The organism is Sulfitobacter sp. F26204, assembly GCF_026410305.1.
Taxonomy (GTDB): domain Bacteria; phylum Pseudomonadota; class Alphaproteobacteria; order Rhodobacterales; family Rhodobacteraceae; genus Sulfitobacter.
In genome coordinates, this window is record NZ_JAPMLQ010000003.1 from 203,786 (window position 1) to 229,355 (window position 25,570).

At 56.4% G+C, this 25,570-nt stretch carries 26 protein-coding genes and 1 pseudogene; 17 read left to right on the forward strand and 10 right to left on the reverse strand.

Annotation, left to right across the window (positions count from 1 at the left end):
* Positions 1 to 59: 59 nt before the first annotated feature.
* The 5 genes from ntrX to dusB form a co-directional block, all read right to left on the reverse strand.
* Entirely contained in the window at positions 60 to 1,472 is a 1,413-nt protein-coding gene (ntrX, locus tag OS190_RS09870; protein ID WP_267158520.1) for a nitrogen assimilation response regulator NtrX, read from the reverse strand.
* Entirely contained in the window at positions 1,465 to 3,714 is a 2,250-nt protein-coding gene (locus OS190_RS09875; RefSeq protein WP_416237390.1) for a sensor histidine kinase NtrY-like, read from the reverse strand. The genes ntrX and OS190_RS09875 overlap by 8 nt, the downstream gene beginning before the upstream one ends.
* A 112-nt stretch (positions 3,715 to 3,826) precedes the next feature.
* Positions 3,827 to 5,200: a response regulator gene (locus tag OS190_RS09880; protein WP_267158521.1), complete on the reverse strand. Its 1,374-nt coding sequence runs from the start codon at positions 5,198 to 5,200 to the stop codon at positions 3,827 to 3,829.
* Positions 5,201 to 5,203: 3 nt separating this feature from the next.
* Positions 5,204 to 6,304 (reverse strand): two-component system sensor histidine kinase NtrB, encoded by a 1,101-nt coding sequence (locus OS190_RS09885; RefSeq protein ID WP_267158522.1) that lies wholly within the window; start codon positions 6,302 to 6,304, stop codon positions 5,204 to 5,206.
* Positions 6,301 to 7,287, reverse strand: a complete 987-nt coding sequence (gene dusB / locus OS190_RS09890) for a tRNA dihydrouridine synthase DusB (protein WP_267158523.1) — start codon at positions 7,285 to 7,287, stop codon at positions 6,301 to 6,303. Before dusB ends, OS190_RS09885 begins: the two co-directional genes overlap by 4 nt.
* A gap of 172 nt (positions 7,288 to 7,459) precedes the next feature.
* Between dusB and ispF the strand changes: the two are divergent.
* The 3 genes and pseudogenes from ispF to OS190_RS09905 form a co-directional block, all read left to right on the forward strand.
* Positions 7,460 to 7,945 (forward strand): annotated as a pseudogene (gene ispF, locus OS190_RS09895) (2-C-methyl-D-erythritol 2,4-cyclodiphosphate synthase); the annotation flags it as partial.
* Positions 7,942 to 8,433 (forward strand): phosphatidylglycerophosphatase A family protein, encoded by a 492-nt coding sequence (locus OS190_RS09900; RefSeq protein ID WP_267158524.1) that lies wholly within the window; start codon positions 7,942 to 7,944, stop codon positions 8,431 to 8,433. The pseudogene ispF and the gene OS190_RS09900, both read left to right, overlap by 4 nt.
* Positions 8,434 to 8,910, forward strand: a complete 477-nt coding sequence (locus OS190_RS09905; protein ID WP_267158525.1) for a CinA family protein — start codon at positions 8,434 to 8,436, stop codon at positions 8,908 to 8,910. It begins immediately after the preceding gene.
* 72 nt (positions 8,911 to 8,982) lie between these two features.
* Here the strand turns inward: OS190_RS09905 and OS190_RS09910 are convergent, their stop codons facing one another.
* Both OS190_RS09910 and OS190_RS09915 read right to left on the reverse strand, forming a co-directional pair.
* The gene (locus OS190_RS09910) at positions 8,983 to 10,257 is read right to left on the reverse strand and encodes an MmgE/PrpD family protein (RefSeq protein WP_267158526.1); all 1,275 of its coding nucleotides are present in this window, start codon (positions 10,255 to 10,257) and stop codon (positions 8,983 to 8,985) included.
* On the reverse strand, positions 10,254 to 10,706 hold the full coding sequence (locus tag OS190_RS09915) for a type II toxin-antitoxin system RatA family toxin (protein ID WP_267158527.1): 453 nt from the start codon (positions 10,704 to 10,706) through the stop codon (positions 10,254 to 10,256). Before OS190_RS09915 ends, OS190_RS09910 begins: the two co-directional genes overlap by 4 nt.
* A gap of 80 nt (positions 10,707 to 10,786) precedes the next feature.
* On the opposite strand from OS190_RS09915, the gene hpt reads away from it, so the two are divergent.
* From hpt to OS190_RS09935, 4 genes are all read left to right on the forward strand, one after another.
* On the forward strand, positions 10,787 to 11,323 hold the full coding sequence (hpt, locus tag OS190_RS09920; RefSeq protein WP_267158528.1) for a hypoxanthine phosphoribosyltransferase: 537 nt from the start codon (positions 10,787 to 10,789) through the stop codon (positions 11,321 to 11,323).
* Positions 11,320 to 11,493, forward strand: coding sequence for a hypothetical protein (locus OS190_RS09925; RefSeq protein WP_267158529.1), 174 nt, complete (start codon positions 11,320 to 11,322; stop codon positions 11,491 to 11,493). Before hpt ends, OS190_RS09925 begins: the two co-directional genes overlap by 4 nt.
* A gap of 101 nt (positions 11,494 to 11,594) precedes the next feature.
* Positions 11,595 to 12,065 (forward strand): c-type cytochrome, encoded by a 471-nt coding sequence (locus OS190_RS09930; protein ID WP_267158530.1) that lies wholly within the window; start codon positions 11,595 to 11,597, stop codon positions 12,063 to 12,065.
* A 3-nt stretch (positions 12,066 to 12,068) separates the two neighbouring features.
* Complete coding sequence (locus OS190_RS09935; protein ID WP_267158531.1) at positions 12,069 to 12,959, forward strand: cytochrome c; 891 nt, start codon at positions 12,069 to 12,071, stop codon at positions 12,957 to 12,959.
* A gap of 9 nt (positions 12,960 to 12,968) precedes the next feature.
* Here OS190_RS09935 and lipA read toward each other — a convergent pair whose 3' ends face one another.
* Positions 12,969 to 13,922 (reverse strand): lipoyl synthase, encoded by a 954-nt coding sequence (lipA, locus tag OS190_RS09940; protein WP_267158532.1) that lies wholly within the window; start codon positions 13,920 to 13,922, stop codon positions 12,969 to 12,971.
* A gap of 97 nt (positions 13,923 to 14,019) precedes the next feature.
* Positions 14,020 to 15,126: a DUF6456 domain-containing protein gene (locus tag OS190_RS09945; protein ID WP_267158533.1), complete on the reverse strand. Its 1,107-nt coding sequence runs from the start codon at positions 15,124 to 15,126 to the stop codon at positions 14,020 to 14,022.
* 278 nt (positions 15,127 to 15,404) lie between these two features.
* On the opposite strand from OS190_RS09945, the gene OS190_RS09950 reads away from it, so the two are divergent.
* Positions 15,405 to 15,698: a DUF6477 family protein gene (locus OS190_RS09950; protein WP_267158534.1), complete on the forward strand. Its 294-nt coding sequence runs from the start codon at positions 15,405 to 15,407 to the stop codon at positions 15,696 to 15,698.
* A 12-nt stretch (positions 15,699 to 15,710) separates the two neighbouring features.
* Here OS190_RS09950 and OS190_RS09955 read toward each other — a convergent pair whose 3' ends face one another.
* Positions 15,711 to 17,243, reverse strand: coding sequence for a trimethylamine methyltransferase family protein (locus OS190_RS09955; protein ID WP_267158535.1), 1,533 nt, complete (start codon positions 17,241 to 17,243; stop codon positions 15,711 to 15,713).
* Between the two features lie 249 nt (positions 17,244 to 17,492).
* Here OS190_RS09955 and guaA point away from each other — a divergent pair, with 249 nt between their 5' ends.
* From guaA to OS190_RS10000, 9 genes are all read left to right on the forward strand, one after another.
* Positions 17,493 to 19,067 carry a glutamine-hydrolyzing GMP synthase gene (guaA, locus tag OS190_RS09960; protein WP_267158536.1) on the forward strand — a complete coding sequence of 525 codons (1,575 nt, stop codon included), beginning with the start codon at positions 17,493 to 17,495 and terminating at the stop codon, positions 19,065 to 19,067.
* A complete protein-coding gene (locus tag OS190_RS09965) occupies positions 19,058 to 19,336 on the forward strand; it encodes a putative quinol monooxygenase (RefSeq protein ID WP_267158537.1) in 279 nt (92 codons plus the stop codon). Before guaA ends, OS190_RS09965 begins: the two co-directional genes overlap by 10 nt.
* Positions 19,333 to 20,196, forward strand: a complete 864-nt coding sequence (locus OS190_RS09970) for a DMT family transporter (protein ID WP_267158538.1) — start codon at positions 19,333 to 19,335, stop codon at positions 20,194 to 20,196. The genes OS190_RS09965 and OS190_RS09970 overlap by 4 nt, the downstream gene beginning before the upstream one ends.
* A gap of 40 nt (positions 20,197 to 20,236) precedes the next feature.
* On the forward strand, positions 20,237 to 21,151 hold the full coding sequence (locus OS190_RS09975; protein ID WP_267158539.1) for a DMT family transporter: 915 nt from the start codon (positions 20,237 to 20,239) through the stop codon (positions 21,149 to 21,151).
* A 31-nt stretch (positions 21,152 to 21,182) separates the two neighbouring features.
* The gene (locus OS190_RS09980) at positions 21,183 to 22,037 is read left to right on the forward strand and encodes an ATPase (RefSeq protein WP_267158540.1); all 855 of its coding nucleotides are present in this window, start codon (positions 21,183 to 21,185) and stop codon (positions 22,035 to 22,037) included.
* A 90-nt stretch (positions 22,038 to 22,127) separates the two neighbouring features.
* On the forward strand, positions 22,128 to 23,048 hold the full coding sequence (gene metA, locus OS190_RS09985) for a homoserine O-acetyltransferase MetA (protein WP_267158541.1): 921 nt from the start codon (positions 22,128 to 22,130) through the stop codon (positions 23,046 to 23,048).
* A gap of 1 nt (position 23,049) precedes the next feature.
* The gene (locus OS190_RS09990; protein WP_267158542.1) at positions 23,050 to 24,021 is read left to right on the forward strand and encodes an alpha/beta fold hydrolase; all 972 of its coding nucleotides are present in this window, start codon (positions 23,050 to 23,052) and stop codon (positions 24,019 to 24,021) included.
* 47 nt (positions 24,022 to 24,068) lie between these two features.
* Complete coding sequence (gene ppk2 / locus OS190_RS09995) at positions 24,069 to 24,938, forward strand: polyphosphate kinase 2 (protein WP_267158543.1); 870 nt, start codon at positions 24,069 to 24,071, stop codon at positions 24,936 to 24,938.
* The gene (locus OS190_RS10000; RefSeq protein ID WP_267158544.1) at positions 24,931 to 25,548 is read left to right on the forward strand and encodes a TetR/AcrR family transcriptional regulator; all 618 of its coding nucleotides are present in this window, start codon (positions 24,931 to 24,933) and stop codon (positions 25,546 to 25,548) included. The genes ppk2 and OS190_RS10000 overlap by 8 nt, the downstream gene beginning before the upstream one ends.
* Positions 25,549 to 25,570: the final 22 nt, after the last annotated feature.

Sequence of the window (25,570 nt, forward strand, 5' to 3'; positions counted from 1 at the left end):
CAATCTGACAGCAGCCAAAAGCCGCTGCCGTCCAAGTTCCGCGGGTACACAGATTGCGGTTATCCCTGGGCCTCAGCGTCTTCGTCCACATGGGCTACACGCACGCCGGATTTGGCGCTTGTCACCACACCCAGGGATTTCAGCTTGCGATGCAAGGCCGATCTCTCCATCCCGACAAAATTCGCAGTGCGCGAAATATTACCACCAAAGCGGTTGATCTGTGTCAGCAGGTATTCCCTTTCAAAGGCTTCTCGGGCTTCACGCAGTGGCAGGGTGGCCAAGGCCGAGGACAGGACAACACGACCGTCCTCCTCGTTGCGATCGTCTTCGCCGGGCAATTCGCGAGCTTCGATCGGACCGGTACCATCACCCAGGATCAAAACGCGCTCAACTAGGTTTTTCAACTGGCGTACGTTGCCGGGCCAGACCATGGTTTGCATCAAAGCAATCGCATCATCGCTAAGCGAGCGTTGCGGCAATCCCTGCGACTGGTTGAATTCACTGATGAAATGCTCAGCAAGCAAGGGTATGTCCTCGCGTCGTTCTTCCAGCGAGGGCACGGCGATTGGAACAACATTCAGCCGGTGGAACAACTCCTGACGAAAGGTCTCTGCTTCGATTGCCGCTTCGAGGTTCTTGTTGGTCGAAGAGATCACACGCAGATCGACGCGCACCTTGTCGTTGCCACCGACCCGGGTAAATTGTTGATCCACCAAAACCCGCAGGATCTTGGATTGTGTGCCCAAAGGCATGTCTGCAACCTCGTCGAAATAGACGACGCCTCCATGTGCTTGCTCCAACAGACCGGGTTCGACACCACGATCCGCACTTTCGCGGCCAAACAGCACTTCTTCCATGTTCTCAGGTTCGACACCTGCACAGTTTACCGTCACGAATGGGGCATCGGCGCGGGCGGAATGGGCATGGATATAGCGTGCTGCGACTTCCTTTCCCGCACCCGCAGGACCGGTCAACATGACGCGGCCATTGGATTTCGTGACCTTGTCGAGCTGGTTCAACAGACCGCGAAAGGCCGCCGACTGGCCCAGCATTTCGGCGCTGCTGACTTCACGCCGCTTGAGGCTCTGGTTTTCGCGGCGCAGGCGCGAGGTTTCCATCGCGCGCCGGATCACGACCAACAACTGGTCGATGTTAAAAGGCTTTTCAATAAAGTCATAGGCACCCTGCCGGATTGCCGCCACCGCGATCTCGATGTTGCCATGACCCGATATAATCACGACCGGCACATCAGGGTTGTCACGTTTCACGGTTTTCAGGATGTCAATCCCATCCATCCGACTGTCCTTGAGCCAAATATCAAGGATCATCAAAGCAGGAGGTTCAGTGTTGATTGCCGCCATCGCATCATCCGAATTTCCTGCAAGACGGGTGGCAAAGCCTTCGTCTTCCAGAATATCCGAGATCAATTCGCGAATATCGCGTTCATCATCGACGATCAGAATATCACTCATTTACTGTCTCCACTCGTTTTTTCTGTTTGGGGGAAAGGGCGACGGGCAGTGTAACTATTGCCATCGCACCAAAATGATCTTGGCCTGGAAAAACAGGCGCATTGTCGAGAACCAGCGTGCCGCCGTGTTCCTCGATGATTTTTTTAACGATTGGCAGGCCAAGGCCAGTACCTTCGTTACGAGTTGTTACATAGGGTTCGAAAAGCCGCGCGCGATCTTCCGGCAAGCCGATGCCATTGTCGGCAATCGTCAGATTGGCGGTATTGTCAATCTTCTTCAGGGTCACGAAAATCTGCGGATCCAGATCTTTGGGTGCGCCAGACTTTTTCAATGTTTCAATGGCTTCGCCGGCGTTCTTGATCAAATTTGTAAGCGCCTGAGAAATCATCGTGGCGTCGATCTCTGCCATCACGTCGATTTCGCCCAAATCAGCCGTGATCTTCACATCCGGCTGGCCCGTCTGCTGCAAGAAAACCGCGTCACGCACCAGTTGGGTCAGGTTTTGTTCGGATGTTTCGGGTTCCGGCATACGTGCGAATTTGGAGAATTCATCAACGATACGCCGCAAATCTCCGGTTTGCCGGATGATCACCCCGGTCATTTGTTCAAGGCTGTCACTGTCGTCACCAAGTTTGGGTGCGAATTTGCGTCTAATCCGTTCCGCAGAAAGCTGAATCGGTGTCAACGGATTCTTGATTTCATGTGCGATCCGTTGCGCAACATCCCCCCAGGCAGCCATCCGTTGCGCACTGACGAGGTCGGTAACATCGTCAAACGCAACCACATAGCCTTCCAGCCGACCGCTGTCGGTGCGCCGCGTGGCCATGCGCACCAACAGGTTTTCCATTGCACCCTGTCGCGATACTTTGACTTCGTCCTGTGCAACCTCGGTGGGTGATTTTGACAATAGGTCGAACATCGGGCCGAATTCGGGTACCGCCATCGCCAATGCCACGGATTGTTGGTCTTCGGACCAGTCGAGCAAACGCATCGCAGAGCGGTTCACGAAGGTCACCCGCCCTTCCGGGTCAAGCCCCACAACACCTGACGTGACAGAACTCAGCACGGAATCAAACAGGCGACGCCGCCGTTCAATCTGACGGGTGTTGTCCAGCAAGGTCTCACGCTGGCCTTGCAATTGTTTGGTCATCTGGTTGAAATAGCGACCCAACATGGCGATTTCATCGTCGCCATCTTCTTCTCGTACCTGCACGTTTAGATTGCCTGCACCAACCTGTTGCGCTGCGCCGGTCAAGCGGCCCACAGGACCGGAAAGTCGTTCGGCAAACCATAGTCCCAGCCAAACAGCGGCAAGGATCAGGATCAGCGCAAACCCGAGATAGAGAAGGCCAAATTCAAACAGCAACCGTCCGCGTTCAGATTCCAGTTGTTGATAAAGCCGGACCGTTTCAGTGGTCTCATCCAGCAACGACAGGATCTTGCCGTCAACATCGCGGCTGACATAGAGAAAGCGGTCGACAAAGGACTGCATCGGCACCAATGCCCGGTATTCGTTATTGGGCCAGTCTTCGATCACCAACAGGCCTTCTGCGCGTGCTTCCTGTAGCTGCGCCGGGCTGGGTTCTTCGTAGTCAAAAAGATAGGACCGCCCGCCCCTTGCCCGGATTTGCGCAGTTCCATCAATAAGATAGGCTTCACGCAGGCCGCGCTGAATTTGCCGCTGTCCTTCACCCAGTAGCTGGCTGTCGCTAAGGTTGATTCCCTGGGAACGGGCATTGTCTATGCTGCGCGCCAAGGCGCGGGCATCTTCGATCAGATCTTCGCGTTGCTCCGCTTCATAAGCTTGTGCAGCGGCCAGAGAAGATCCCACAACGCCGCGTACCCGATCCGAAAACCACCCTTCAAGTCCGACATTCACGGTAAGACCGGCAAACACTGCAACCGTGACAGTTGGGATCAAGGCCATCAGGGCAAATACGCCCGTCAAACGCAGGTGCAACCGCGATCCGGCTGATTTTGCCCGTCTGGCAGCGATCAATCGTGCGACCTGGGACAAGACCAGGGCCGCAACCATCAGAACATAAACGAGGTCGGTCAACAGGATCAGCCGCAACGACAGCGTGTTCGCGCCCTGCCCCAAGGGGCCAAGCACAAGGTAGGTTGCCATTGCCAGAACCGGGCCCAGCACCACCACGCCCAGTGTGGACAGATTGCGCAGACGCTTCATGCGCCGCAAACGGCCCAAGCGTTCCAAGCTGAATTTATGTGACCGGGTTGCCACCCGCTCTCCTCATCGATGATGTGGTACCCGCATGCACCAACCGCCATATTCTGTGATCCTAAACGATCTCAGCGCTTGGCTGGTACCGGATGGCCACGGTTATGTGGCGCTTTTACATCATCTTGCGCCCCCTTGTCACCTCTATATCCAGTTCAGTGATCTTTTTACGCAAGGTATTGCGGTTGATGCCCAGGAGATCCGCACATTTAGCTTGATTGCCAGAAGTCGCGTCCAAAGTGATTTCGATCAAGGGAAGCTCGATTTCACGCAATATACGTGCATATAGACCCCGGGGCGGCAACATGCTGCCGTGTTGATCAAAGTAACGCCGCAGATGCCGCTCGACACTTGCGCCCAGCCGTTCTGTGTTGGCCTGTGCATGTACGGGTTCGGTGGCGGGTTGCGCACCCAATATCTGTTCCGCTTCGGCCTGGCTGATTTCCGGCGCTCGACCGGTGAGGGCAAGCTGGCGCATTGCATGTTCCAACTGGCGCACGTTGCCCGGCCAGGAATAATTGGCAAAAACCCTGCTGGCACTTTCCGACAATGTCCTGGGCGGGGTGCCGGTTTGGTTATCCTTGCCCAGAAAATGGGTCGCCAGCAGTTCAATATCCTCCACCCTATCACGCAGGGCGGGGGCAAGCACCGTTGCGCCTGACAGCCGGTAGTACAAATCCCGGCGCAGGCTGCCATTTTTCATTTCCTTGGCCAGATCCGACTGGCTCGTTGCCAAAAATCGCGGGTTGTATTCTCCTGGCGCGTCGATCATCCGTGCAATCCGCGCCTGAAGATCAAGCGAAATATCGGCAATCTCGTCTATCAACAAGGTGCCGCCCCTTACCCGCGCCAACACGCGGGCCGGTCCTTCGATGTCTTGCAAATCCGCCCCGGTGATCGTGACAAAGGGCAAGCTGCGGCGGTCCGAAAAGTCGTGGATCGCCTTGCCGATCAACGATTTTCCAGTGCCGTTTTCGCCCCAGATCAACACCGGCAGATCGGTGTTCATTACCCGCGCAACCAGACGATAGAGGGCCTGCATCACTGGCGTACGCCCCACCAATGGCAGGTCGTCGCGATCCCCATCGGCACCGGTGGGCACCTGCGGTGCACGCGGTGCGTTGCCCTGTCGATCCAGCGCCCTTGCGGTGCGTTTCATCAGGTCGGGCAGGTCAAAAGGTTTGGGCAGGTAATCAAATGCATCGGCTTCGGCGGCCTTGATCGCGGTCATGATCGTGTTCTGCGCAGAGATCACGATTACCGGCAGTTCGGGACGATCCTGTGCGATCCTGGGCAGCATTTCCAATCCGTTGCCGTCAGGCATTGCAACATCCGTGATCACCGCATCGCCCCGCCCTTCACCCACCCAGCGCATCAGTGTAGTCAGGCTGGATGTCGCATGCACCTTGCACCCCGCACGCGTCAGTGCCTGTGTCAAAACAGTACGGATCGTACGGTCATCGTCTGCAACCAGGACAGTGCCATCCATTGTTCAACTCTCCATTTTCTGTCTGGGTTTTGCCGGGCTTTCTTTTTCGACGGGGGCTCGGGGTAAAGAAATTCTGAAAACGGTCTGGCCCGGAACGGAATCGACCGAAATCCAGCCGTCATGTTCTGAAATGATCTTGGACACCAGAGCAAGGCCAAGCCCCGTGCCGTTTTCGCGCCCCGACACAAATGGATCGAAAATATCGCCCTTGATATGCTCTGGGAGACCGGGGCCGTCGTCTATCACCTCGATTTGCAAGGGCAGTGACTGCCCTGACCCATCAGCACGGCGCATGCGGAACGAATGTTCAAAATAGCTGCGCAGACGGATGGTGCCCCCCGCTGTACCCGCTGCTTCGGAGGCGTTTTTCAGCAGGTTCAGTATGACCTGCAGCAACTGGTCCTTGTCCGCCAAGGCATTGGGCAGTGAAGGATCGTAGTCCTCCACGACTTTCATTTGGGCACCAAAACCAAGCAAGGCCGAACGTCGGGCACGATCCAATACATCATGCAGATTGACCGGTTCGCGCAGTGGCTCTGTCAGGTTGCCGAATTGTTCAACAGTGCCCAACAGTTTCACAATCCGGCGGGATTCAGCAACAATCAGATCGGTCAGTTCCAATTCATCGGCATCCAGGTTCATCGACAAAAGCTGTGCCGCGCCCGTGATGCCAGCCAGCGGGTTCTTGATTTCATGTGCCAGCATTTCTGCCATGCCGATGGCGGATTTAGCCGCCGATTTGGCCGAATGGTTCTGCGTCATTCGTCCGGACAGCTCGCGTGGTGAAATCATCATCAACATATGTCCGGCCATGCCCTGCATCGGGGCAATCTGCAGCGCTGATTTCTGCGGCGCACGTTGCCCGCTGCCCACGTCGACATCATTGACAAACAATGCAGTTTCATCGGTGCGCGCCCGCAAAAATGCATCTTCCAACGGATAATCCACCGCCACCATGTCCCAGACAGGTACCCCTGTTACGGCCTTCGCGGAAGCATTGAAAAACCCCTCAGCGGCAGGGTTAATGTCTTCGATCCTATCTTCGGGCGAGATCAAAAGCGCAGGTACCGGCAAAGAGGCCCAGATGCGTCGGTCACTGTTCATGCCGCCGCTCTTTGCGGGGTATAGAACATTGCCTGCCTGATCAGCGCGCGGGTTTGCGACGGTTCGTTGCAGGTCAGGAGTGCGCGGCGCAGATCCGCCGGGGTATTACAGGTGTCCATGTACCAGCCCAGATGCTTGCGCGCGACTCGCGGACCGAGTGGCGCACCGTAAAAGCGCTGCATGGCATCATAATGGCCAAGCACCATGTCGGCAAAGGCTGTGCCTTGCGGAATGACCGGCGCGGGGGTGCCATAAATCTCATGCGCAATCTTGGCCAGCAACCATGGCTTGCCCTGTGCCCCGCGACCGACCATCACCCCATCAGCCCTTGAATGGATCAGGGCCTTACGCGCCGTCGCGGTCGAGGTGATGTCGCCATTGGCTATGACAGGAATATGCACTGCGTCCTTGACCCTACGAATGGCGCGCCAGTCTGCATGACCCTTATAAAACTGACATCGGGTGCGGCCGTGGATCGTGATCATTTGTATTCCGGCCGCTTCCGCGCGTTTGGCAATGAACGCCGCGTTCAGCATTTCGTCGTCCCACCCGAGCCGGGTCTTGAGCGTGACGGGCACATCGACGGCATTTACCACTGCTTCGATCAAGCGCAGGGCGTGATCGGGAGTTTTCATCAAGGCCGACCCCGAAGCCCCCTGAGTCACCTTTTTGGCCGGACATCCCATGTTGATATCGATGATCCGCGCACCCTGATCCGCAATCATCCGCGCCGCTTCGGCCATCGGTGCCGCCTCGCGTCCGGCGATCTGGATCGAAGTACCCGCAACACCAAGGCCCAGTTCAGCCTTTTCACGTGTTCCGGGACTGCGGCAAAGCAGTTCATGGCTTGCAATCATTTCAGAGACAACCAGCCCTGCGCCAAAACCGGCGACAAGCGTACGGGTGGGCAAGTCGGTGATTCCGGCCATCGGGGCCAGTAATACAGGTGGTGTCAGACCCAAAGGCAGAGCAATCGCGCTCAAGTGCTTAATCCTTGTGCAGTTGCGGCCTGTTTAGCCATTGAAAGCCCTTGCCACAACATTCCAGCGAATAACAGACGGTAGGAAATGTCGTTTGCCTAAAATTTAGGCGAACATTGCTGAAGATTGCACGCGCCGCCCAGTTTGCATAGACAGGAGCACAAGCTGTAAAGGATCACCCATGGATATCCGCACCGGTAACGGATTTGACGTACATGCCTTTGGTCCAGGGGATCATGTCATGCTTTGTGGTGTACGCATTCCACATGATCAGGGACTTATCGGTCATTCGGATGCGGATGTGGGCATGCATACGGTCACGGATGCGATATATGGTGCCCTTGTTCGCGGAGATATCGGGCAACATTTTCCGCCATCTGATCCGAAATGGAAAGGCGCAGAAAGCCATGTTTTCCTGCGTCATGCTGTGGAAATGGCCCGGGACATGGGATTTGCGCTTACCCATGTGGATTGCACCCTGATCTGTGAATATCCCAAAATCGGACCACATGCAGAGGCGATGCGCAATGCGATGGCGGCAATCATGTGGATGGACAAGGACCGTGTGTCGATCAAGGCAACCACTTCGGAGCGCCTTGGTTTTACCGGGCGTGGTGAAGGGATTGCGGCGCTTGCCACTGCAACAATGATCAAGCCATGAACCTGGCGAGGGTGATTGGTACCGTCATGGGTGTCGGCTATATCAAGCCTGCGCCAGGCACCTGGGGGTCATTTGTCGCCCTGCCCTGGGCCTGGTTGCTGCATGTTTTGGGGGGCCTACCTTTGTTGGTGCTGGCGATCGTTGCGGGGTTTTTCAAAGGCTGGTGGGCAACGGCCAAGATGACCGCGGGTAGCACAGACCATGACCCGTCTGAGATTGTCGTGGATGAGGTCATCGGTCAGTGGATCGCCCTTTTGCCGCTTTCCTATGCAGCCTGGAAGATGGAGATTTCAATCCTTGCGATGTGGCCCGGTTGGATTGCGGCTTTTTTACTGTTTCGTTTCTTTGACATCACCAAACTGGGGCCGGTAGGCTGGGCCGACCGGATGAATACATCCCTTGGTGTGATGCTGGACGATGTGATTGCCGGACTGTTTGCTGCAATTGTTGTAATGATCCTGGCAGCCCTCTACCACGGCGTGCTTTAGATGGGTCTTGTGGGGGACATCCTTCAGCTTGCGATTCAAAGGAATGTAATGCTGACCTGTGCCGAAAGCTGCACCGGCGGCATGGTTGGCGCGGCTTTGACGGATCTTGCAGGATCCTCTGCCATGTTTGATCGCGGTTTCATCACCTATAGCAACGCGGCCAAAATACAGATGTTGGGGGTGCTGCCCGCCACATTGGCGGCCCATGGCGCAGTCTCGATACAGGTCGCCAGGGAAATGGCGCAAGGTGCGCTTGAGCGGTCGGATGCAGCATTGGCAGTGTCGATCACCGGCATCGCTGGACCCGGCGGATCAGAGCACAAGCCTGAGGGGCGTGTGTGTTTTGCGATTGCACAGACAACGGGCGTCATTGCAGAAACCCAGGAGTTTGGCGCACCGGGGCGGGATGGTGTACGCCAAGCCGCGACCGATCACGCGCTCAATTTACTACGCAACGCATTACACAAAATGGAATGATACACTGACTTGGGCACAACAGCAGCGCAGGGCCTGGCAACTGACCTTGCTGGACGTTGCAGGACGCAGGGATCAGGGTTTCGCAAGTTGATCAGTAAATCTACCGAGGCTTTGTCCCTGTACAGCCTGCCACAGGCCCTCGGCATCTGCGCCACCCAGCAGTGCCGCCGCCTTGCCCTTCAATTTGTCCGCACGTTCCGCAAGGGACATAGGCGCCATGAGATCCGCGCGCAAATGGCTTATCCTGCCATCGGTCAAGGTGATCGCAACCTCGCTCTGGGTCTCGCTCAGTCGGGTATCTTCGCTCACTGTGACGCGCTGTCGTAAGGATTTGAGCTGCCCGCTTTGGGCCAGCGCATCCGTAAAGTTGCCGATTGCTGCGGTGTCATACCCTGTCAGCGCCATTGCCGCGGTCTGTCCATAGCTGAACTTGGCTGCCAGGCCGGTTTGTGGATCGGCAATATTACACACCGACATCCAACGTGGATGGGTGCGGATTTGGATCGCCTCGATTTGGTCGATTTGCATCGACGCCCCTCTCAGGGCTTCGAGCATAGCATGTAGCCCGTGGCAACAGGCGTGGAACTTGTGACTGATCCGGTTGATGCGCCAGTCAGCAACGGGCAAGCCAATGTCTGTCCCTTGTCCGTGGTGGGTCGGACCAAAGCCCAAGGGACCGGCAAGGCCATCTTGCGCCGCCGTCACGCCCGCCTCGGCCCAAAGGGCCGCTTCAACACCGCTTCGGGCGGCCAGGCCAGCATTCAGGGGCTTGGCCATGGTCCCGAATTGCGCCTTGATCCCTGATGCCATGCTTGCGCAAAGCCCAAGTGCATGACGGACCTGTCGTGGAGCGAGGTTCAACAGGCGGCAAGCCCCAAGCGTGGCACCGAATGCACCGGCTGTTGCAGTCTGGTGATACCCGATCTGGTAATGTGCGCGGCCCAGCCATATGCCCACCGCGATCGAGGCTTCCACGCCAATCGCCGCCGCGTCGCATAAGGCAGCCAGGTCGACACCAGTCTGTTCCGACAGTGCCAGCACCGCAGGCACAACCGCCACTGACGGGTGACCGATATGGTCAAAATGGGTATCGTCGTAATCCAGTGCATGAGATAATACACCATTCACCAAGGCTGCTGTGGATGCGCTGGTTCGGCCCCCGCCCAATACCAGATGCCCCCCCTGTTGGGATGCCAGTTGTATTGAGACAAAGCGATCGAACTCGGACTCCTGTGCACCTGCAATTCCGCATGCGGCCCAATCAAACAAGGAGAGCCGCATCATGGCAGCCGCATCTGCGGGCACCCTCTGCGCGGCGAAGTCGACCAATTGGTTGGTGATCGTCATGATACCGGACCATAGAGCGTTTTCGCCCGCGCTTCAAAGGCCCGCACCACACGTTGCATGGCCTCATTGAAAACAATACCGATGATGCCTTGCAGGATCGCATTCTTGAATTCAAAGTCGACGTGGAAATGCACCGTGCAGTTCGGCCCGTTTTCCTCAAACGCCCAGTTTGATTTCATATGTTTGAACGGCCCGTCCAGATATTCCGTGTCAATCTTGCGTCGTGCGGGCCACAACTGGACGCGGCTTGTGAATTTCTCGCGGAACACTTTGAAACTGATCACAAGGTCGGCTTCCATCACACGATGATCCCCCTTGTCCTCGTCGCTGCGGATCCGTGCCGCCGCGGTCCAAGGCAGGAATTCAGGATATGACCCCACATCAGCAACAAGGTCGTACATTTGCTGCGCCGTATAGGGCAGCTCTTTGGTCTCGGAGTGGGTTGGCATTGCGTTCCGCGCTGGCTCAGGATAGCTCTGTTTCACCGTTTATGCGGGCAATATCAAGGGCCATGGTAAGGGCGCGTCCTATGACAAATCGACCCTATGTGATTGATGAAATGATTTCGGCCAAGTCGATTGCAGCCCGAATCGAGGAATTGTCACGCGAGATTCACGATGAATTCGACAGCACCAACAAACTGGTTGTGGTTGGCTTGCTGCGCGGCAGTTTCGTGTTTATCGCGGATCTTGTCAGAGAATTGGATCTGCCGATCGAGGTCGATTTTCTGGAAGCGTCAAGCTATGGCGATGGCATGGAAAGTAGCCGGGAAGTGCGGATCCTCAAGGACTTGCGCGGCGCTATCGAAGGGCGCGATGTTTTGCTGGTCGAAGACATTGTAGACACAGGCCACACCCTGCATCACGTCACCAACCTTCTGAAATCACGCGAGCCAGCACGATTGAAAACCATTGCACTGCTGGACAAGCCGACGCGCCGCGAAGTGGATATGAAGGCGGACTGGACCGGATTTGAAATTCCTGATGAATTTGTCGTGGGCTATGGTATCGACTTTGCCCAGCGGAACCGGAACCTGCCGTTCATCGGCAAGGTGCGCTTTACATGAACCCGATCTGGTTGTTGCGGATGTCGAGATGGGCGCGCAGGCCCCCCTCGGCCAAACGCGTGAAACTGGTGTTCGGGATCATCGCGCTTGCGGCGATCATATATGCGGTTGAACGTCTGGGTTACTGGCCGGACTGGGCCACGGCCGAAAGACTTCCGCGTCGGTTCTGACTTGCTTTACCCAGTTCACGAAAATGTTTCCTGCTTCTGGCTTGCCGATGTAGGCTGACCCAAGGTAACTTGGCAAAATCCAATCCCTTAAGGACAACAACATGAATTTTTTGACAAAGGCCACATTGGTCATCGGCATGAGCACCGCGATCATCGCAAGCGCGGCATTGGCGGATGGACATGCCAAGGAAAATCCAGCGGTTGCAGCGCGTCAGCATCAGATGCAGATGATCGGCTATAGCATCGGTATCCTGGGTGCCGTGGCCAAAGGCGAAATGGAATATGACGCTGCCATGGTCTCGGGTGCGGCTTCCAATCTTGCCACTCTGGCCAGCATGGATCGTGCGACACTGTGGATTGAGGGCACCGAACAGGGTGCTGTTGACGGTTCGCGTGCCAAGGCAGAAATCTGGAGTGATCCGGACGGGTTCGCTGAGAAATTCAGCGCATTGGGCGATGCAGCAACGGCGCTGGTCGGGGCTGCTGATGCGGCGGCTGTCGGTGCCGGCATGGGTTCGCTTGGCGGCGCATGCAAAGCCTGCCACGAAACATATCGCGGTCCCAAGAACTAAGTCTTGCGGAGCCTGATCAAATTAGCGGCCATCTGCGCCGCGCTCGGTGGTGCCGTCTTTTGGTGGTTAACGGCACCGCCCGCCCTGCTGCCAGTTTACGGACAGGGACATGATGCAGATGTCACGCGCGGCGCGCAGATTTTTACCGCTGCGGGCTGCGCGTCCTGCCATAGTGCCCCCAATGCCGAAGGCAACGACGCCAAGCTGGTTCTGGCGGGCGGTCATTCTTTTGCCAGCGACTTTGGCACCTTTTATGCACCAAATATTTCACCCGGTGATCAAGGTATCGGCGGCTGGAGTTTGCCTGAATTTGCGCGCGCCGTGACCAAAGGCGTTTCTCCTGAAGGACGCCATTATTATCCTGCCTTTCCCTACACATCCTATCAGCACATGGATGAAACGGACGTTGCCGATCTGTTTGCCTATATGCAGACCTTGCCGCCTTCCGACACTGCCTCACAGCGTCATGATGTCGGGTTTCCTTTCAATATTCGCAGGGGACTGGGTCTTTGGAAGTTGGTGTTCATGAAACCGGATTACCTTTTGGCCGGGCCGCTTTCGCCCGAACTGGAGCGCGGGCGCTATTTGGTCGAAACGCTGTCCCATTGCGCGGAATGCCACACACCCCGCAACGCTTTGGGCGGTCTGGACCGCACGGCATGGCTGGCCGGGGCACCAAATCCTTCTGGTAAGGGTGAGATACCCAATATCACTTCAGGCGGGCTTGATTGGTCCGAAGAAGACCTGATCTATTATTTCGAAAGCGGATTGACGCCTGATTATGACAGTGTCGGCGGATCGATGGCAGCTGTCGTCAGCAATCTGGCGCAATTGCCAGAGAGCGATCGTGCCGCGATTGCCGCCTATCTGAAAGCGGTCCCTGCTGCACCGTAGCTGCGGTGCCTAGGCGACGCCGAGTTTCTTGTTGCGGGCCGCGCGAAGCCGTGCAAAATCATCACCTGCATGATAGGATGAGCGGGTCAACGGTGTGGCGGAAACCATGAGAAAACCCTTCCCATATGCGGCTTTTTCATAGGCAGCAAATTCATCAGGATGCACAAATCGGTCGACAGCGTGGTGTTTCGGCGTCGGTTGCAGATATTGGCCAATGGTCAGAAAATCGATGTCGGCAGCGCGCATGTCTTCCATGACCTGCAATACCGCCTGACGGTTTTCGCCCAGACCAACCATGATTCCAGATTTCGTGAACATTGAAGGATCCAGTTCCTTGACCCGCTGCAAAAGGCGCAGAGAGTGGAAATATCGCGCGCCAGGGCGCACTTCGGGATAAAGGCCGGGCACGGTTTCCAGATTGTGGTTGAATACATCGGGCCGCGCCGCCACGACCAATTCGAGCGCTTCAGGACCACATCGGATGAAATCCGGCGTCAGAATTTCGATGGTTGTATCGGGGCTGCGATGCCGGATGGCGCGGATGGTTTGGGCAAAATGTTCGGCCCCGCCATCGGCGATGTCGTCGCGATCTACCGACGTTATGACGACGTGGTTCAAGCCCAGTTTCGCCACCGCATCCGCCACGCGCCCAGGTTCAAACGCATCAAGATCCTCGGGTGGCTTGCCCGTCGCAATGTTGCAGAATGTACAGGCGCGGGTGCACACTTCTCCCATGATCATCATCGTTGCATGACCCTGGGACCAGCATTCACCGACATTGGGGCAGCCTGCTTCTTCACAGACCGTCACCAGTTTGTTGTCGCGCATGATCTTGGCGGTTTTGGCATAGCCGGTGCCCCCCGGTGCCTTGACCCGAATCCAGGACGGCTTTTTAGGCTGTGCATTGTCAGGTTTACCGGCCTTTTCAGGGTGGCGTTGCTCGGGTATTTTCAAATCACGCATGACAGTGCTCCGGTTGGCTGATCTCTATGTAACATATTCATGCGCCAACAAAAGCCCAGCCCGTTACATTCCCGCCATGCACCTGCGTGATGACGGTTCAGCCGATCATCGGTCCCCCCGGCCCCACGGTGGCATTGTAGTGCCGATTGAGCCGCATCAACGCGATGCGCAGCACGACTTTGCCAGAGCGCGCAGACCAACCTAGACGCTTTTCCGCCGCTTCCAATCCTTCAAGATAACAACAACACCGCAGAACGACATCGGATAGTCCCGGCCCCAGTTCATCGAGGGCTGCCTTGACCCGTGCACGTGCGGCCGCCGCCCCGCTGGTGCCCTGTGAATGACCGTTTGCAGTGACCTGTGTGCCAGCGGTCAGGAAATGATCCCAGTTTTGCGTGATGGTGCTGTCCATCTGGGCGAGTTCGAAATCCTCACGCAGTTGTTCGCCGGCACGCACCAGAACCTCCGATAGAAACGGCTTGCCCTCCTTGTCACGTCGCCGTGCAAGGGCGGCCAGGGGGCTTTCCCCTATTGCAAAGCGCGCGCGTCCGGACTCCAGCCCCGAATCCGGCCCATATTGGGTCGTTTTGTCGAAACAAAACGGTTCCGCGGCTTCTGCACACCCACCATATGACGGCGTATTGTCGCCAAACTTGTGCAGAAACCTGTTCAGTGCGCTGCGCCCGGCAGACGTGATATGATAGCGGATAATGCGGCCGGAATTGGCAGGGCTGATCCAGTTTTTCAAGGCCATGGCCTGCGCCACCGATGCAGCAACAACCGCCGTACGTGCACTTCCGCCCTGCGGGGTATCACGAACGACTACGGCCTTGTCCAGATCGGTGGCAACAGCCATTACCGCGCCGGTTTCACACAAGCGACGCAGAATCCGCATGGCGTCACGGGCCAATGTGGCGTCGTCAGGAAGGGCAAGATCAGACAGGTCATTCATTCCAGTTGCGTCCTTATTCGTATCATCAGAGTTCTGGTCGGTAGCGCAGGTACTGACCGCACCGAGTTTGCGTAAAACGGAATCGACCAAAGGATCGTCCCGACGTAGTTCGATCTTTCGGATCTGGCGCAGGATTGTTGATGCATGGCACCCGGCAGCCCGCGCAAGAACACGAATTGGTGCGCCGTTTTCAGTATGCGCAATGTAGTGACGTGCCCCGACCGGTACCCAATGAGGCAATTTAGCCGACATCCCGTACGCATTTGATTGGACAAAATGATCCATCATGTCTCCTTCAATCTGAACTGCGCAGAACAAGTTTTCCCGGGGTTATCCACACAACCTAAAATTGCACTTGTTACCCATTCGTTAAAATAATGCGCATCTATGAGCATTGTTTCTAAATCATAAACAGTTATGAAAGGTCCGAACGGTAGTGTAAGGCGGCACGCAACACCCCAATAGGTTGTGTCATGTTGCTGGCAAGGAAAAGTGTAACCGCTTTTCATCCACAGCTAAGGAGCACTGCCATGCAAGATGTATTAACGATGCTTAACGCCCTGCACCGCCCACGCCTCATGATGCGTGCAGCACGGATTGGCGCACAGGAGTACCGCCGTTCGGCACATTTGCCCCGGCTTCTGGGATATGGGGCATTGCCGCGAAACGGCATTGCCCTACTCAAGCTGATCGAAATCGAAGCGACCCTAGAGGAGCAGCGGATCGGGTCGGATGCGAGCTATAGTCTGGTCAAACATCTGGATGTACTGATCGCAATGGTTGGCGAGGCCCGCTTGTTGCGTTCCACGCAGGCCCCGGCGTGAGGTCTTTGTCCCTCACATAAAGCTGTCCGGTTCGGCCAGTTTCTTCTGGGCGACAAAGGCATCAAGGCCTTCGCGGATTGCGGGATCGATCGGCGGGGCTTGATAATCCGCCAACATCTTTTCGACACGTATGCTCGCCAAGGTCTGGGTATCGCGCGCGCCTTCATCTTCCCATGTTTCAAACGGCTTGTAATCCAGAAGGTCTGACTTCCAGAAGGCCGATTTGAAGTTCTCCTGCGTATGTGCACAGCCAAGATAATGACCGCCCGGCCCGACTTCGCGGATGGCATCCATTGCCTGGGCGTTTTCGTCGATTTGAACCCCCCGGGCCAGGTGGTGCAAGGTTCCCAGCTGATCAGCATCCATCACAAACTTTTCGAATGAACTGACCAGCCCACCCTCAAGCCAGCCACAGGCATGCAACATGAAGTTGACACCAGACAATAAACCCATGTTCAGGCTGTTGGAGGATTCATAGGCCGCTTGCGCGTCCGGCAATTTCGATCCGCAGAACGCACCAGCGGATCGATAGGGCAATCCCAAACGACGCGCCAACTGACCCGCGCCATAGGTAATATGTGCTGCTTCTGGCGTGCCAAAGGTCGGGGCACCGGAATTCATGTCGATCGAAGTTACGAAGGCTCCCATTATGACCGGAGCACCGGGATTGCAAAGTTGGGAATAGGCGATGCCTGCCAACCCTTCCGCCAAAACCTGTGTCAATGTCCCTGCAACCGATACCGGTGCCATGGCCCCGCCCACAATAAAGGGGGAAATGATACAGGCCTGATTGTTCTGTGCATAAACTTCCAGTGCGCCCATCATTACATCATCAAAGGTCATGGGGGAGTTGATGTTGATCAGAGAGGTCATCACCGTATTCTGCTGTACGAAATCTTCCCCAAAGAGGATCTTGCACATATCAACCGAATCTTGCGCTCGGCTGGGTTCGGTTACCGACCCCATGAAGGGTTTGTCGCTCAGCGTCATATGGGCGTACAACATATCCAGATGACGCTTGTTCACTGGAATGTCGGTTGGTTCGCATACGGTGCCGCCAGAATGGTGCAGCCACTTGGACATATAGCCCAATTTCACGAATTTATTGAAATCCGCCATCGTCGCATAGCGCCGCCCGCCGGCTGCATCGCGCACAAATGGAGGGCCGTAAACCGGTGCCAGCACGAGGTTCTTGCCACCCACCACAACATTCCGGGCGGGATTGCGAGCATGCTGGGTAAATTCTTTCGGCGCGGTGGCACATAGTTTCCGGGCCAACCCCCGCGGAATACGTACCCTCTGTCCGTCAATATCCGCCCCTGCATCGCGCCAGCGCGCAATCGCCGCAGGATTGTCGGGAAAATTGACACCGACCTCTTCCAAGATGATTTCGGCGTTGGTTTCGATGATTTGCAAAGCTTCTTCGGTCAATACCTCGAAATTGGGGATATTGCGCTCAATGAATTTCGCCGTCTCAAAAGACACCGCACTGCGCTCTGCGCGTCTTGCAGCGCCGCCGCCGCCACGTCGTGGTCTCTGCGCCATGGTCTTTTCCTTTGTCCCAAAATGTGACCTCTGGCTATCGCATTCGCGCCTGCGCCCTTTCGCAGATACCGTCCTGTGAGGGTGAAAAGCGACATTAGCTGACTTGCTCGCTTTATTGGCCGCGCGGCCTGCAAGTGCAGGCCTGCATCCTTTGATGATGCCTGCGCACCGCCTGGCCATGCAACCTTGTTCACCAGCCAGCCCAAACGGGCACTTGCCACCCGCGCCAACCCCACATAATCAGTCATCATGACAATATCAATCGCCCCCACCGACCACGACCGCCTGCTGATCATCGACTTTGGCAGCCAGGTCACTCAACTTATTGCGCGCCGCTTGCGCGAACTGCATGTCTTTTGCGAAATTCATCCCTTCAGTGCGGTGGATGAGGCATTTCTTGCAGCTTTCAATCCCAAGGCGGTGATCCTGTCCGGTGGACCCGCGTCAGTTTTTGCCGAAGGTGCGCCACGCCCGCCGGAAAAGGTTTTCGAGTTGGATGTGCCTGTTTTGGGCATCTGCTACGGCCAACAGGTGATGATGGAAATGCTGGGTGGCAAGGTCGAACGCGGACATAAAACCGCAGAATTCGGTCGCGCCTTTGTGACCCCCGAAGCGGAAAAACTGGACCTGCTGCAGGGCTGGTTCACGACAGATCGCGAACAGGTCTGGATGAGCCACGGTGACCATGTCAGCAAGATCGCCCCCGGCTTCAAGGTGTTTGGCACCTCGCCAAATGCGCCCTTTGCGATTACTGCCGACACCGATCGGGACTTCTATGCTGTGCAGTTTCACCCCGAAGTGCACCACACGCCCAATGGTGCAAAGCTGTACGAGAATTTCGTACGCCTTGCAGGGTTTAAAGGCGACTGGACGATGAGCGCCTACCGAGAGGAAGCGATTGCCGCCATTCGCGCACAGGTCGGCGATGAAAAGGTGATCTGTGGCCTGTCCGGCGGAGTCGATTCCTCGGTCGCGGCGGTGCTGATTCATGAAGCGATCGGTGATCAGCTTACCTGCGTCTTCGTGGATCACGGTTTGTTGCGCAAGGGAGAGGCCGAAGAAGTCGTCACCATGTTCCGCGACCATTATAACATGCCCCTGATCCATGCCGACGAAAAAGAATTGTTCCTGGGCGAACTCGACGGCGTTTCAGACCCGGAAACCAAGCGCAAGATCATCGGGAAACTGTTTGTCGACGTATTTCAGAAACATGCAACCGAAGTCGGCGACGCCAGGTTTCTTGCCCAGGGCACGCTCTATCCCGATGTCATCGAATCAGTCAGCTTTTCCGGCGGGCCTTCGGTGACGATCAAATCGCACCATAATGTCGGGGGCCTGCCTGAAAAGATGGGCCTGAAACTTGTCGAACCGCTGCGCGAGTTATTCAAGGACGAGGTCAGGGCCTTGGGTGTCGAACTCGGCCTGCCCAAGTCTTTCATTGGCCGCCATCCCTTTCCCGGACCCGGCCTTGCCATCCGCTGCCCGGGGGAAATCACCCGTCAGAAGCTCGATATTCTGCGCGAGGCCGATGCCGTCTACATCGACCAGATCCGCAAGCACGGGCTGTACGACGAAATCTGGCAGGCCTTTGTTGCCATCCTGCCCGTGCGCACGGTTGGCGTGATGGGCGACGGGCGCACCTATGACTTTGCTTGCGCCTTGCGGGCTGTCACCTCTGTCGATGGCATGACAGCAGATTATTATCCGTTCACGCATGAATTTCTGGGCGAAACAGCGACACGCATCATCAACGAAGTCCCCGGTATTAACCGCGTTACCCTCGACATTACCTCAAAACCTCCGGGAACCATCGAATGGGAGTGACGCTGAGTGGCGTTTTACGCTGTGCAACCGAAGCCGAAGCCGCCCGCGTGCGTGCGGCACTGGACAGCCATATCCAACTGACGCGGGCTGAAGCAGGCTGCGTGTCGTTCGACGTCACGGCAACCGATGATCCCTTGATCTGGAACGTCATCGAAGAATTCACTGACAAGGCTGCTTTTGAACTGCATCAAAGCCGCGCAGCGCAGTCCGATTGGGCAGTGCAAACCAATGGAATTGAACGTAACTACCAAATCAAGGGCTATCCATGAGCACGACCTTGGTTGCGGCTTTGTGGATGTTGGGCGCGGTGTCCAGTTTTACCGCCATGGCCATTGCCGGGCGCGAGTTGAGCGCAGGTTTCGACACCTTCGAAATCATGATGTATCGCTCGGCCTTTGGATTGCTTGTGGTAATGACGCTGGCCTTTGCCACTGGCAGCCACCGTCAAATTACCACTGTCGCGCTGCGTACGCATTTCATTCGCAACATTTTTCATTTTACCGGGCAAAACCTGTGGTTCTACGCCGTCACGATGATCCCGCTTGCGCAGGTTTTTGCTCTTGAATTCACTTCGCCGCTCTGGGTCATCGTCCTGTCGCCGTTTTTGTTGGGTGAACGCCTGACCCGGATCCGTGCCCTCGCAGCGATCATGGGCTTTGTCGGTATCCTGATTGTTGCACGTCCCGATATGGCAGGGATGAATAGCGGTATCGCTGCCGCGGCCACCTGCGCCATCTTCTTTGCACTGACCTATGTTTTCACCAAACGTCTAACACGGACGGAAACGATCACGGCGATCATGTTCTACCTGACATTCTTTCAACTTGTCTTCGGTGTGATTACAGCCGGGTATGATGGTGACATCGCCCTGCCGACATTGATCGCCCTGCCATGGCTGGCGCTGGTGGCCTGTTGCGGGTTGCTTGCACATTTCTGCATTACCAAGGCCCTCACCATAGCGCCCGCGACCGTGGTTGCCCCAATCGACTTTGCCCGTCTGCCTATCGTCGCTGTCGCTGCAATGTTGCTTTATAACGAGGTCATCGACATCTGGGTTTTTGTCGGAGCCGTGATCATTTTTGCGGGCAATTACCTTAATATCTGGGTCGAGACACGCAAATCCGCATGAAACGGGTCGTGGGTTTGCTCATCATCGTTAGTTCGGTGGCATGAACATACAAAAATCCATATCTACCCGCGCTTGGGCTGAAATGCTTTTGCTTGCCGCAATCTGGGGCGCGTCTTTCGTTTCGATCCGTATCGCACTGGATGAAGTGGGTCCGCTGACCGCTGTGGCACATCGCGTTGGTTGGGCTGCGTTGGCATTATGGACCATCGTTTGGATCATGCGATTGCCCCTGCCGCGTGAGCCGAAGGTCTGGTTCGGTTTTCTTGGCATGGGGGTGCTCAACAACGTGATCCCCTTTGGCCTGATGGCCTGGGGACAATTGCATATCGAAAGCGGCCTGACCTCCATCCTCAACGCGGCCACGGCAATTTTCGGCGTCATCGTCGCCGCCATTTTCTTTGCCGATGAACGGGTCACCTGGCCCAAAGCCATCGGCGTTTGTCTGGGCTTTGCTGGCGTCGCTACAGCGATTGGTTTGCAAAACCTGCGAAATTTCGATCTGCGTTCACTGGCGCAACTGGCGGTTATTGGTGGTACAATATCTTATGCGCTTGCCAGCGTCTGGGCCCGCAAATTTCTCGGAGGCCAACCGCCACAGGTGGCGGCCGCGGGAATGGTGACGGGGTCAACTCTGATCATGCTGCCGTTGGCCTGGATGGTCGAAGGGCCCCTCACCCTTCGGCTTCAGAGCGAAACGATGCTGGCGATCGGTTATTATTCTCTGGTCGCGACCGGTCTTGCCTATCTGTTGTATTACCGTGTGCTGGCCATGGCAGGGAGTGGCAACCTGATGCTGGTTACACTGTTGATCCCACCCTTTGCGATTGTGCTGGGCGCTGTCCTCTTGCAAGAAACTCTGCGCACCGCGGCCTATGGCGGATTTGCGCTGCTTGCCCTCGGTCTGCTGGTGCTGGACGGGCGCATCTGGCGCCTGATCCCCGGGCAGGTTAGATAGGGGGAAATCCCTGATGTGCGGACCTTGATCAATGCTGTATTCTTCTGCTTCTGAATGGCGCAATGCGCCCCGCCGCAAAGTGCTGGTTTTTGGCATGTCCGGCCTTGGGAAAACTCATTTGTCCGGACTGCTGCGCGATTCCGGGAACTGGTTTCACTACTCGATAGATTATCGGATCGGCACTCGCTACCTTGGCGAAGCCATTGTGGACAACGCAAAATCCGAAGCAATGAAAGTGCCATTCCTGCGCGAGTTGCTGCTGACTGACAGCATCTACATTGCGTCCAACATCACATTTGAAAACCTGTCGCCCGTGGCCACATGGTTGGGCAAACCCGGTGATCCGGCAAAGGGGGGCATGGCAATGGCTGAATATGCCCGCCGTCAGGAGGCCTTTCGCATAGCCGAGATTGCAGCCTTGAACGACACAACCCATTTCGCAAACCGCGCACAGGCGATTTACGGCTATGACCACTTCATTTGCGATACAGGTGGGTCGATTTGTGAATGGGTCGATGCAGACAACCCCGAAGATCCTTTGTTAACCACCCTCGCTGAGGAATGCCTATTGGTCTGGATCAAAGGCAATGAGGCCCATACCCAGGAATTGATCCGCCGCTTTGATCGTGCGCCCAAGCCGATGGCCTATCAACCCGCGTTCCTGTTGCAAGTCTGGCATGAATACCTCAACGAAAACAACTGCACAGAGGATGACGTTGATCCTGATACCTTTGTGCGCTGGACCTATGCCCAAGCCCTGGCGCATCGACAGCCCCGATACGAAGCGATGTCAGAATGGGGCATCACCATCACACCTGACCAGATCAGCGCGCTGCACTCAGAGGCGGATTTTACCAATCTGATCGCGGCACGCCTTGATCTATGACCCCTGCCTGCCGCTTTCTTGAATCCGGCGCCCTTGGCAGCTATTGCCACTGGCATTATCTAACCCACTCCTAACGAAAGACGAAAATCCATGCCCATCAAACTGCCCTCCACCCTGCCCGCCTTTGACGTGCTTACGCGCGAAGGTGTAATGGTGCTGGACGAAGATGTGGCCGCCAGACAGGACATCCGGCCGCTGCGTATTGCGCTGCTCAATCTGATGCCCAAGAAGATCCAGACCGAGAACCAGTTTGCCAGATTGATCGGCGCAACGCCCTTGCAAATCGAACTGACATTGTTGCGCATGTCCGACCATCAGACGCGCAATACTGCGGCTGAACATATGGAGAGTTTCTACCGCCCCGTTTCCGAGGTGATGGATGAAAAGTTTGACGGATTGATCATTACCGGTGCACCGATTGAACACATGCCGTTTCAAGAGGTGAATTATTGGCAGGAATTAACCCGCGTCATGAACTGGACCCAGACCAATGTGCATTCCACCTTTGGTGTCTGCTGGGGCGGCATGGCGATGATCAACCATTTCCACGGCATCGCAAAGAACATTCTGGAAAAAAAGGCCTTCGGCTGTTTCAAACATCGAAACCTTGATCCGTCTTCACCTTACCTGCGGGGGTTTTCGGATGAATGTGTGATGCCGGTATCGCGCTGGACGGAAATTCGTCAGGCAGAAGTCGATGCGCAGCCCGGACTTGTCACGCTGCTTGGCAGTGACGAAGTCGGTCCATGCTTGATCCAGGATCCAGTACATCGGGCTCTCTATGTCTTTAACCATTTCGAATACGACAGTGACACGCTGAAACAGGAATATGACCGCGATGTTGCCACAGGCACGCCGATTAATGTGCCTTGCAATTATTATCCCGAAGATGATCCTTCGCGCCCACCAACCAACCGCTGGCGCAGCCATGCGCATCTACTTTATGGGAACTGGATCAATGAGATATACCAGACCACCCCATTTGATCTGACTGCTATCGGTCAGTCATAACATGAAGGGCGTGGTGATTGTTCTGCTGATTGGGATCACGCTTGCGATTGCCCTAACGCAAATATGCGCCAGAGGTCGCGAATCCAGCGCGCGCGCAGCGACACCACCTGTTGGCAAAATCCTCACCGTTGATGGCGTATCCGTGCACAGCCTGGTGATGGGCACAGGTCCCGATCTGATCCTGATCCACGGAGCCAGCGGCAATCTCAGGGAATTCACCCTGGGATTTGCGCAGCGGCTGTCCGACCGCTACCGTGTGATCCTGTTTGACCGCCCCGGTCTGGGCTGGACCGCGCGCCCCAAGGGCCACGGCGGGGCATGGCATAATGCAGCCGAGACTCCACAAGAACAGGCGCGCCTGTTGCAGGGCGCTGCCGACCAACTCGGCGTGAAAAACCCTATTGTTCTTGGACATTCCTTCGGAGGTATCGTCGCGCTTGCATGGGGGCTCAGCCGTCCAGAAGATACAGCGGCACTTGTGCTGGTTTCCGCTGTTTCGGAACCCTGGCCAGGTGAACTGGGCTGGACATATTCCGTTTTCGGATCAAAACTGGGCGGTGCGCTTGTCGTACCGCTTGTCACCGCTTTTGTGCCGCGATCCGTCGTGGCCAGCAGCATCGCATCAATCTTTGCACCGCAGGAAGCCCCCGAAGGCTATGCTGCGCATATCGGTACCGGCCTCACACTGCGCCGCGAAAGCATCCGTGCCAATGCACAGCAGGTGGACAGCCTGCGCCCATTGGTTGTCGACATGCAAAAAGAATACCACCTCCTGAACATGCCGGTTGAAGCGGTACACGGCGACCTTGATACGATCGTTCCGATGCAGGTCCATGCCAGCGTATTGATGAATGACCTGCCGCAGGGAAATCTGACCGTGCTCAAGGGTCAGGGACATATGCCGCACCATAGTGCCCCCGAGGCAGTGGAGGCCGCAATTGATCGTGCGGCAATAGGTGCGGGTTTGCGTTAATCGGATTAACATCCCATATAGATGTCACAACCTGATCAGGAGACTCCATGGACCTGCCATTTGACGGCGCGATCAGCGCCTTTTTCGAAAACGATGCACCCAGGGAAATCCGCGCCGCCATCAAGCGGGCGGATAAGGACGACATTCTCACCTCAAATTACCCGCATTCCGAGCGTCTGGCGCGCAAGGTATACGAACGGCAAATGGAGAAACTGCAGATCGAACTGGTAAAGCTGCAGTCATGGGCACATTCCAGCGGTACCCGCATTGCCTGCGTTTTCGAAGGACGTGACGCTGCCGGCAAAGGGGGTACCATCGCCCGGTTCCGGGCCAACCTCAACCCACGCTCCGCCCATGTCATCGCCCTGCCAAAACCGTCAGATGCGGAACAGAGCGAATGGTATTTTCAACGATATATCAGCCACTTACCATCCGCAGGAGAGATCGTTCTGTTTGACCGCTCGTGGTACAACCGCGGGGTCGTCGAACATGTCTTCGGCTTCTGCACGCCCCAGCAACGCAAACATTTCTTTGCTCAGGTGTCACCCTTTGAACAAATGTTGGTGGATGATGGCATCCATGTTTTCAAATTCTGGCTCAACGTCAGCCGCGCCGAGCAGCTGCGCCGGATGCTGGCGCGCGAATCCGATCCGCTCAAACAATGGAAACTCAGCAGCATCGATGTCAAAGGTCTCGGCAAATGGGAGGCCTATAGCAACGCCATCAGCGAAACACTCGCCCAGAGCCACAGCATCCATGCGCCCTGGACCATCGTGCGTTCCGATGACAAGCGCCGCGCCCGTCTGAACGTGATCCGCAGCGTGCTGCATACTTTCGACTATGACCGCAAGGACATCAGTGCAATTGGCAAGATCGACAGGGACATCTGCGGCGGACCGGACCTCTGGGATGGCTAAGAAAGGCTACCATCACGGCAATCTGCGCCAGGCCTTGGTCGATGCAGCCTTGCAATTGATCGAGCAGCGCGGCCCGATGGGCTTTACCCTGTCCGAAGCGGCCAAACAGGCCGGCGTAACCCCTGCGGCTGTCTACCGGCATTTTGACGGGCGCGAGGCGCTCATTGCCGAGGCGGCGCAACAAGGGTACGAGATTTTTGCGGATCTGATGGATTATGCCTACCAATCCGGCCAACCGTCGGCGTTAAAGGCTTTTGAGGCGACAGGCCGTGCCTATCTCGCATTCGCCCGCAAATATCCAGGGCACTATATCGCCATGTTCGAAAGTGGAATTTCCGTCAACCGGACACCGGAATTGGCGATGGAAGTCAACCGCGCCAATGCAGTGCTGGAAAAGGCTGCCACCGATCTCAGCCAGCACATTCCAGAGGACCGGCGCCCGCCGGCTTCGATGTTCAGTGCACACATATGGGCGATGAGCCATGGCGTTGTCGAACTCTTTGCACGCAATTCGCCTGGTCGCGCCTCCCCCTTCCCGCCTGAAGACCTGCTCGAAAGCGGTATTGGCATCTATCTGCGCGGCCTCGGCCTGGTTCAGCCCGACGATTGAGAACAGGACGCGCCAACTGCAT

Coding starts and splice junctions, on each gene's coding strand:
- OS190_RS09950 (WP_267158534.1), top strand. CDS start 15,405: ATGCAAGATGTATTAACGATGCTTAACGCCCTGCACCGCCCACGCCTC.
- ntrX (WP_267158520.1), bottom strand. CDS start 1,472: ATGAGTGATATTCTGATCGTCGATGATGAACGCGATATTCGCGAATTG.
- lipA (WP_267158532.1), bottom strand. CDS start 13,922: ATGCGTGATTTGAAAATACCCGAGCAACGCCACCCTGAAAAGGCCGGT.
- metA (WP_267158541.1), top strand. CDS start 22,128: ATGCCCATCAAACTGCCCTCCACCCTGCCCGCCTTTGACGTGCTTACG.
- OS190_RS09910 (WP_267158526.1), bottom strand. CDS start 10,257: ATGACGATCACCAACCAATTGGTCGACTTCGCCGCGCAGAGGGTGCCC.
- OS190_RS09970 (WP_267158538.1), top strand. CDS start 19,333: ATGAGCACGACCTTGGTTGCGGCTTTGTGGATGTTGGGCGCGGTGTCC.
- guaA (WP_267158536.1), top strand. CDS start 17,493: ATGACAATATCAATCGCCCCCACCGACCACGACCGCCTGCTGATCATC.
- OS190_RS09925 (WP_267158529.1), top strand. CDS start 11,320: ATGAACCCGATCTGGTTGTTGCGGATGTCGAGATGGGCGCGCAGGCCC.
- OS190_RS09900 (WP_267158524.1), top strand. CDS start 7,942: ATGAACCTGGCGAGGGTGATTGGTACCGTCATGGGTGTCGGCTATATC.
- OS190_RS09990 (WP_267158542.1), top strand. CDS start 23,050: ATGAAGGGCGTGGTGATTGTTCTGCTGATTGGGATCACGCTTGCGATT.
- ppk2 (WP_267158543.1), top strand. CDS start 24,069: ATGGACCTGCCATTTGACGGCGCGATCAGCGCCTTTTTCGAAAACGAT.
- OS190_RS09880 (WP_267158521.1), bottom strand. CDS start 5,200: ATGGATGGCACTGTCCTGGTTGCAGACGATGACCGTACGATCCGTACT.
- OS190_RS09980 (WP_267158540.1), top strand. CDS start 21,183: ATGCTGTATTCTTCTGCTTCTGAATGGCGCAATGCGCCCCGCCGCAAA.
- OS190_RS09885 (WP_267158522.1), bottom strand. CDS start 6,304: ATGAACAGTGACCGACGCATCTGGGCCTCTTTGCCGGTACCTGCGCTT.
- OS190_RS09930 (WP_267158530.1), top strand. CDS start 11,595: ATGAATTTTTTGACAAAGGCCACATTGGTCATCGGCATGAGCACCGCG.
- OS190_RS09955 (WP_267158535.1), bottom strand. CDS start 17,243: ATGGCGCAGAGACCACGACGTGGCGGCGGCGGCGCTGCAAGACGCGCA.
- OS190_RS09915 (WP_267158527.1), bottom strand. CDS start 10,706: ATGCCAACCCACTCCGAGACCAAAGAGCTGCCCTATACGGCGCAGCAA.
- OS190_RS09945 (WP_267158533.1), bottom strand. CDS start 15,126: ATGTCGGCTAAATTGCCTCATTGGGTACCGGTCGGGGCACGTCACTAC.
- OS190_RS10000 (WP_267158544.1), top strand. CDS start 24,931: ATGGCTAAGAAAGGCTACCATCACGGCAATCTGCGCCAGGCCTTGGTC.
- OS190_RS09965 (WP_267158537.1), top strand. CDS start 19,058: ATGGGAGTGACGCTGAGTGGCGTTTTACGCTGTGCAACCGAAGCCGAA.
- OS190_RS09975 (WP_267158539.1), top strand. CDS start 20,237: ATGAACATACAAAAATCCATATCTACCCGCGCTTGGGCTGAAATGCTT.
- OS190_RS09905 (WP_267158525.1), top strand. CDS start 8,434: ATGGGTCTTGTGGGGGACATCCTTCAGCTTGCGATTCAAAGGAATGTA.
- hpt (WP_267158528.1), top strand. CDS start 10,787: ATGACAAATCGACCCTATGTGATTGATGAAATGATTTCGGCCAAGTCG.